Source organism: Phocaeicola faecicola, assembly GCF_013618865.1.
GTDB lineage: Bacteria > Bacteroidota > Bacteroidia > Bacteroidales > Bacteroidaceae > Phocaeicola > Phocaeicola faecicola.
On the sequence record NZ_JABSOE010000107.1, the window covers coordinates 1 to 7,210 of the forward strand.

The 7,210-nt window shown below is 48.0% G+C and carries 6 protein-coding genes; 5 read left to right on the forward strand and 1 reads right to left on the reverse strand.

From position 1 onward, the window contains the following. The first annotated feature begins 64 nt into the window (after positions 1 to 64). The 5 genes from H3001_RS18290 (at position 65) to H3001_RS18310 (ending at position 6,128) form a co-directional block, all read left to right on the forward strand. Positions 65 to 2,392 (forward strand): hybrid sensor histidine kinase/response regulator, encoded by a 2,328-nt coding sequence (locus H3001_RS18290; protein WP_117795394.1) that lies wholly within the window; start codon positions 65 to 67, stop codon positions 2,390 to 2,392. Beyond that, complete coding sequence (locus H3001_RS18295) at positions 2,373 to 3,683, forward strand: sigma-54-dependent transcriptional regulator (RefSeq protein ID WP_117795396.1); 1,311 nt, start codon at positions 2,373 to 2,375, stop codon at positions 3,681 to 3,683. The genes H3001_RS18290 and H3001_RS18295 overlap by 20 nt, the downstream gene beginning before the upstream one ends. 248 nt (positions 3,684 to 3,931) lie before the next feature. After that, positions 3,932 to 4,555: an RteC domain-containing protein gene (locus tag H3001_RS18300; protein ID WP_103004149.1), complete on the forward strand. Its 624-nt coding sequence runs from the start codon at positions 3,932 to 3,934 to the stop codon at positions 4,553 to 4,555. 133 nt (positions 4,556 to 4,688) lie between these two features. Beyond that, on the forward strand, positions 4,689 to 5,027 hold the full coding sequence (locus tag H3001_RS18305) for a type II toxin-antitoxin system RelE/ParE family toxin (RefSeq protein WP_103004148.1): 339 nt from the start codon (positions 4,689 to 4,691) through the stop codon (positions 5,025 to 5,027). 9 nt (positions 5,028 to 5,036) lie between these two features. Then, positions 5,037 to 6,128 carry a HigA family addiction module antitoxin gene (locus tag H3001_RS18310; RefSeq protein WP_103004147.1) on the forward strand — a complete coding sequence of 364 codons (1,092 nt, stop codon included), beginning with the start codon at positions 5,037 to 5,039 and terminating at the stop codon, positions 6,126 to 6,128. Positions 6,129 to 6,230: 102 nt separating this feature from the next. Here H3001_RS18310 and H3001_RS18315 read toward each other — a convergent pair. After that, positions 6,231 to 7,210, reverse strand: a 980-nt coding sequence (locus tag H3001_RS18315) for a TraM recognition domain-containing protein (protein WP_246368697.1), incomplete at its 5' end; no start/stop codon positions are given.

Below are 7,210 nucleotides of genomic sequence, written 5' to 3' on the forward strand. Positions count from 1 at the left end.
ATATCCGCATGAACGAAAAAGATAAACTTTTATTCATGTTCCAAAAATCAATGTCATTAAAATAATGGAGCGGTCAGGAAATTTCTATAAGGCAATACGGTTGGGATATATACTTATCTCCATTCTTGTCGGATGTATCGCATATACCAGTTTCTATGAATGGCAGAAACTGGAAGGACTTGAAGAAGAAAACCGACAGATAGATAGGTTCCGCCTTCAGTTACATTCTGCATATGTTCAAATGATAGAGTTTTCTCTGCTTGGGGAAACCATATTGGAATGGGATGCCAATGATTTGGAGAACTACCACTCCCAACGTATGGTGATGGACAGCATATTGTGCGGTTTTAAGAAGACCTACCCGTCTGAACGGATAGACAGTCTGCGCTTTCTACTGGAAGATAAAGAAGTGCAGATGCGGAAAATCGTGCAAGTTCTTGAAAAGCAAGATTCCATTAACAAGAAGATTGCCGGACAGGTTCCGGTCATTGCAAAAAAGAGTGCGCAGGAGCAGCCTGTCAAGCCAAAACGCAAGGGATTTCTTGGCATTTTCGGCAAAAAAGAAAAGCCGAAGCAGACAACAGCCACGACTATGCTCTATACGCTCCACCGCGATGCAATAGCACAACAGCGTACACAAAGCCGCCGCCTGTCGGAACACGCCGACAGCCTTGCCGCCCGCAACGGAGAATTGAATTACCGGTTACAAGAACTTATCTCCCATATGGACACAAAAGTATATCAAGACCTGCAAAATCGTGAGGCCGAGATAATGACCATGCGGGAGAACTCGTATATGCTTGTCGGGAGCATGACCGCCATTGCCTTGGTATTGCTGCTCATATCCTACATCATAATACACCGCAATAACAGAAGAATCAACCGTTATGAAAAGGAAACGGAAGAACTGATAGGGCGATTGCAACAGTCTGTCCGTGCAAATGAGGAACTGATAGCTTCCCGTAAGAAAGCCGTGCATACCATTACCCATGAGCTGCGCACACCATTGACAGCGATAAACGGCTACGCAGAGCTTATACATGAAAACGATGCAGAATGTGCCGGTCGTTATTCAGTGAATATGTTACAGGCATCCCGGCATATGACAACCATGCTGAACTCGTTGCTTGAATTTTTCAGGCTGGAAAACGGGAAGGAGCAACCAAAAGTATCTCCGTTTCGCCTGCAAAGCGTGTCCGAGATGCTTAATGCGGAATTCCTTCCACAAGCAGAGAAGAAAGACCTTAAACTGACAATCGAATGTGATTCGGACGTTATTTTGGCAGGTGATAAAGAACGTGTCATTCATATCGGCAACAACCTGTTGTCCAATGCTGTCAAGTTTACACAATCCGGAAGCGTATCATTCCGTCTTTGCCATACAGAAGGCTACCTTGTGTTAAGCGTGGAAGACACCGGCAGCGGGATGAACAAAGAAGAGCAACAACGGATATTCGATCCATTTGAACGCCTGTCCAATGCAGCCACACAAGACGGATTCGGTCTGGGTTTAAGTATCGTGAAACGGATTGTTGATATGCTTGGCGGAACAATACGGGTTGAAAGCGAGAAAGGGAAAGGTAGCCGTTTTACAGTACGAATACCTATGTTGGTTGCGGATGCCATTGCCGAAAAGCCGGAATTACGGTCAGAACAACGCCTTGAAAAGACGTATTCGGTTGTCGCACTTGATGACAACGAGATAGTGCTGGGCATGGTAAAAGAGATGTATGCCAGTGTCGGAGTGCATTGCGACACCTTCAGCAATGTCGGTGATATGATGGAGGCGTTGCGCACACGGCATTATGATTTAGCAATCGTGGATTTGAAGATGCCGGAGATGAACGGCTTTGAGGTATTGGAACTGATGCGTTCATCAAGCGTCGGCAACTCAAAAGAGATACCCGTCATTGTGGCAACTGCATCCGGCAGTTGCGAAGCTGAGGAACTGACAGCGCAAGGTTTTACAGCCTGCCTGTTCAAACCATTCTCACTGTCAGAACTGATTGAGGCATCGGAAAAATGCCTTTCAGCCAACACCAGCAAAGAGGAAATACCTGATCTGGCCTCCCTTCTTGCTTACGGTGACAAGGCGGCAATGCTTGACCGCCTGATAACCGAAACTGAGAAGGACGTGCAGGACGTAAGGAATGCCGGAGCAAGAGGCGACCGCATGGCTTTGGGCGAATGGATACACCGCCTGCGCAGCTCTTGGGCTGTAATTCATGCTGATAAACCGCTGTGGGAACTATACGAATTGTTGCATCGGGAAAATGAATGTTCGGAAGCGGAGTTGCAACGTGCGGTATCATCCATATTGGAGAAAGGTAATATGATCATCAATGTCGCCAAAAACGAAAGGAGGAAGCTCAATGAAAATCTATGTGATTGAGGACAATACCGTCTATAACGAATATGTCTGCAACCTTCTGAAAAAAGGCGGCTTCAAGACCGAGCAGGCATACCATCTCAATACAGCCAAGAAGTTGTTGACCAAGATTGGGGATGATGACATCGTGCTTGCCGACCTGCGTTTACCCGAGGGTGACAGTATAGAACTGTTAAGATGGATGCGCAAAAATGAAATGCGTCATCCGTTCATCGTAATGACAAACTACGGTGAAGTCGGTTCGGCAGTAGAGAGTATGAAACTCGGGTCAAAAGATTATATACAGAAACCTCTGCTGGAAGACAAACTGCTACCGCTAATCCGTTCCATACAGGAAGAACGGGACAGACTGGCGCAACGCCAAGTGCCGATATTTATTCGACAAGGCGCAGCATATCAGAATATAAAGAAGCGGGTACGCCTTGTCGCTGCCACACGTATGAGTGTGCTGATACTTGGAGAAAACGGGACAGGGAAAGAGCATATCGCGCAACACATCCATGCCCAAAGCAAACTGTCTGACAAACCTTTCGTTGCGGTGGATTGCGGGGCGTTATCTCCGTCATTGGCGCAATCCGCTTTCTTCGGGCATCTCAAGGGGTCATTTACCGGAGCTGATACCAATAAAACCGGGTATTTCCAAGAAGCCGAAGGCGGAACGTTATTCCTTGACGAAGTCGGTAACCTGACGCCGGAGATGCAGCAGATGTTGCTCCGTGCCATACAGGAACGACGTTACCGACCGATAGGGGCCAAAGAGGACAAGGCAGCCAACGTGCGTATAGTTGCTGCAACCAACGAGGACTTGCATAAAGCCGTTGCCGAGAAACGCTTCAGACCGGATTTGCTATATCGTTTGCAGGAATATGTGATAACAGTACCTCCTCTGCGCGATTGTCCGGAGGACATAATCCCGTTGGCTGAGTTTTTCCGCGAAATAGCCAATCAGGAACTGGAACGGAACATACAAGGCTTCAGCACATCCGCCTGTAAAACCTTGCTCGCCTATCCGTGGCCGGGCAATGTACGTGAGCTGAAACAGAAGATTCTGTCAGCCGTACTGCACACAGAAGGCGATATCATAACGGAGAATAGTCTGGAACTTGACAATGAACAAACAGCTTCATCCATCGGTTTTACGCTAAAGAGTGATGAAGAAGAGAAAGACCGCATACTGCGGGCTCTGAAACAAACTGACGGGAACAAAAAGCTGGCGGCGATACTATTGGGCATTGGCAGGACAACGCTGTACAACAAAATCGAAGAATACGGAATTGACGACGCAAAAGAATGAACAAGCCTTATGTGTGTACATTTTCTGAACAATAACCGTGTTCAGAAAATGTACACGTGTTCAGATTGTGAACACATTTTGTCCTTCAGAAAAATCAGTCTAAAAATATTTTCGCTGTTTATGTCGCTATAAATCAGTGTAAAACATATCTAGCTTCACGATTTCCTATTTGAGGGAGCGCATTTTGCATTGTATATCAGTGTGCGCACAACGACAAGCAACTATAAACCCTCAAATGGAAAAAGAACATGAACTACCTCATATTGGCGGAAACAGAATTTTTCGCCATGATTAACGAAGCCGACAGCGGCTGTCTGAAGACCGCATACGGTGGTTTCATAAGCTCAGTCATATCGTTATGCCATGAATGTGCTGACCGCAACCAAGCTGCCATTACACTGGCATATACCGAGAACGAATTGCAGTATCATAACACGCTGTATACAGCTGCCGGAAAAAGCATGACCGACTTATATGTACGCAAAGCCCTTGCCTTTGTGCGCAAGATGCAGAAGTTCCTTGCAGCTCCCCAAGTGCCACCACTCACATCCAACATCCATCCCACCGTTATCCCCACAGCAAAAAGCAAAACACAGAAGTCCCTGCAATGGACGGGCAACACCCTCGACCTTGTGGAGCTGGTTTACGGGCTGAGCGAGATGGGCTGTATAGACAACGGCGAGACTCCCTTGAAGGTGCTCGCCCCTGCCCTCTACGAGTTCTTCGGACTCGACACCAAGGAGTGTTACCGCTACTACTCCGCCATCAAACTGCGCAAGAATCCCAGCCGCACCTATTTCATCGACAAGATGCAGAAGAAACTCAATGAGAAGATTCGACGGGATGAGGAATTGGAGCGGATGAGGCGGTAAAAGGATGTGATTTAGCCAAAAAAGCATAAATTATCACCTATTTTTGAATAACACTATCTGTTATTTGAAAATAAAGTTGTAACTTTGCAGCAGAAAAGTATAATAGAATATGTAAGTCAAATATAGACAGCCAATGGATATATTCTTTCAGAGCAAGAAACTGGAGAAGATAGCATCTGACCCACGAAAATGCTTAAAGGAACTTGGTCAGACAAGAGCTGAATTGTTCCAGAAGCGTCTTCGAGATCTCTATCGAGCCGACACCTTGGAAGATGTGCGTTACCTGCCAGGACGCTATCATGAACTGAGCGAAAACAGGAAAGGACAATGGGCTTGTGACCTCGACCAGCCGTATCGGCTGATATTTGAGCCTCATGAAGACCCTATTCCGACCGACGAAAACGGCAAGTATGTCTGGATAGAGATAAAAGGAGTAGAAATTGTAGAAATAGTGAATTATCACGGTAAATAGTATAGTATTATGGCAACTTTAAAGAAATTCGTTCCGCCGGTGGAGTTTCATCCCGGTATCACCCTTTCAGACAAACTGAAAGAGATGGGGATGAGCGTAAAGGAGTTTGCTGTGCGCACTTCAAAACCGGAGAAGACCATCTTTGCCGTCATTGGCGGCAAGAGTAGTGTGACCTCTGATATGGCTGTGGCGTTCGAGAGTGTCACAAAGATTCCCGCACATTTCTGGCTGAACATACAGCGCGGGTATGATGAGTATGTTGCTCGACAGAAAAGAGAAGAGCAACTGGCCCTGGCATACGAATGGGCATGTTCGTTCCCCTTGGCAAAAATGATGGAACTGGGCTGGATTCCCATGGTAAAGACGGTTGAGGAGAAAGTCAAGGCATTGCTCTCGTTCTTTCAGGTCAGCACGGAAAGGGCATGGGAAGACTACTACCTGAACCAACAGTTGAAAGTGGCATTCCGTATATCCCTCAATAACACCAAAGAGCCGCACGCCATATCCGCATGGCTGCGTCAGGGAGAAGTGCAGGCAGCAGAAACGGAAGTCTGCGAGTTTTCCGAGAAGGCACTGCGTGAAGCTATCCCTGCCATGAAAAGCCTCTGTGCTGAGCATCCTGCTGATTTTGCCGTGGCATTGCAGGAACTGTGTGCCAAGGTGGGCGTCAAGCTGGTTTATACACCTTGTCTGCCCAAGGCTCCCATCAACGGCTCCACAAGATGGATCAATGATGCGCCCTGCATTCAGATGACGGGAAGACATAAGAGAAACGACATATTCTGGTTCACATTCTTCCACGAATTGGGACACATCCTGCTACATGGCAAGAAAGACATATTCTTGGAAGACATTGAATATGCGGACAAACAGAAGGAAAAGGAGGAAGAGGCCGATGCTTTCTCTTCACGCACCTTACTGTCTCAGGCAGAGGAAAACGAGATAATCAGGCAGGGAGATTTTTCTGCTGATACGATTCGATATTATGCAGAAAAGTTCAATGTACATCCCGCAATCATTGTCGGAAGATTGCAGCACAAGAAGGTAATTCCATTTACCGCACATTCAACTCTGATAGAAAAGATAGAGCTTTTCAATTAGCGCGATATAATAAGCCCTCCAGGCGAGCCGCAAGGCAGCATACTTGGAGGGCGTTCTTCATTTTAGGCGGTAGCGGAATCATTGTCCACTACCGCCTTTTTCTTACTTGTTCTGCAGCAGATGCTTCAGGCTTTCATCGCTGGCAATGCGCTCCAGTTCGTCCTTCACAATCTGCTTCACCTCGTCCTTGATGCGGTTGTAGTTTTCCTGCACCTTCTCCTTCATGCAGTCGTTGCCGTGCTCGTCCGTGAAGTCCGTGATGACGGGAATGGGCTTGTAGGCTTTCGTCTCGGCGGCGACCTTCGCATTGTCCACCACAATCTCCGCATGGAAAATCTTCTGCTCGATGCGCTCGTCGAAGTTGTCGGAGACAGCACCCACGAACATGCCCTGCGTGAGGCCGGAAATCTTGCTGGGCGGGATGAGTGAATCCATCTGCGTGTTGATGGAGGTGGAAACGTCCTGACGGTTGATGGAGATGGACTGCCGCTTCTGCAACACCTTACCGAAACGCTCCGAAAGCGTCTTGGCCGTCTCGCCCACCACCTGCCCGGAGAAGATGTTGCCTACGGTGTTCATCACCACCTTCGCCTCCTTGTCGCCATAGTCGCGCACCAGCTGCGAGAAGTCCTGAAATCCCAGACACACCGCCACCTTGTTGCTTCGTGCCGTGGCGATGAGGTTGTCCAGTCCCTTGAAATAGATGGTGGGCAGCTCGTCGATGATGACCGACGATTTCAGCATCCCCTTCTTGTTGATGAGTTTCACGATGCGGGAGTTGTAGAGGCCGAGGGCCGCCCCGTAGATGTTCTGGCGGTCGGGGTTGTTGCCCACGCAGAGAATCTTCGGCTCTTCGGGGTTGTTGATGTCGAGCGTAAACTCGCTGTCCGACATCACCCAGTAGAGCTGTGGCGAAATCATGCGAGAGAGCGGAATCTTCGCACTGGCAATCTGTCCATAGGCTAAGCACCCAGCGCCTTGCCATTTGTTACAATGGTAGGTTTCCAAGCACTCGCCTCCGAACCGTGCATACAGGTCTCCCCGTACACGGCTCTCCACCTTATCATTCAGTTTAACTTTCC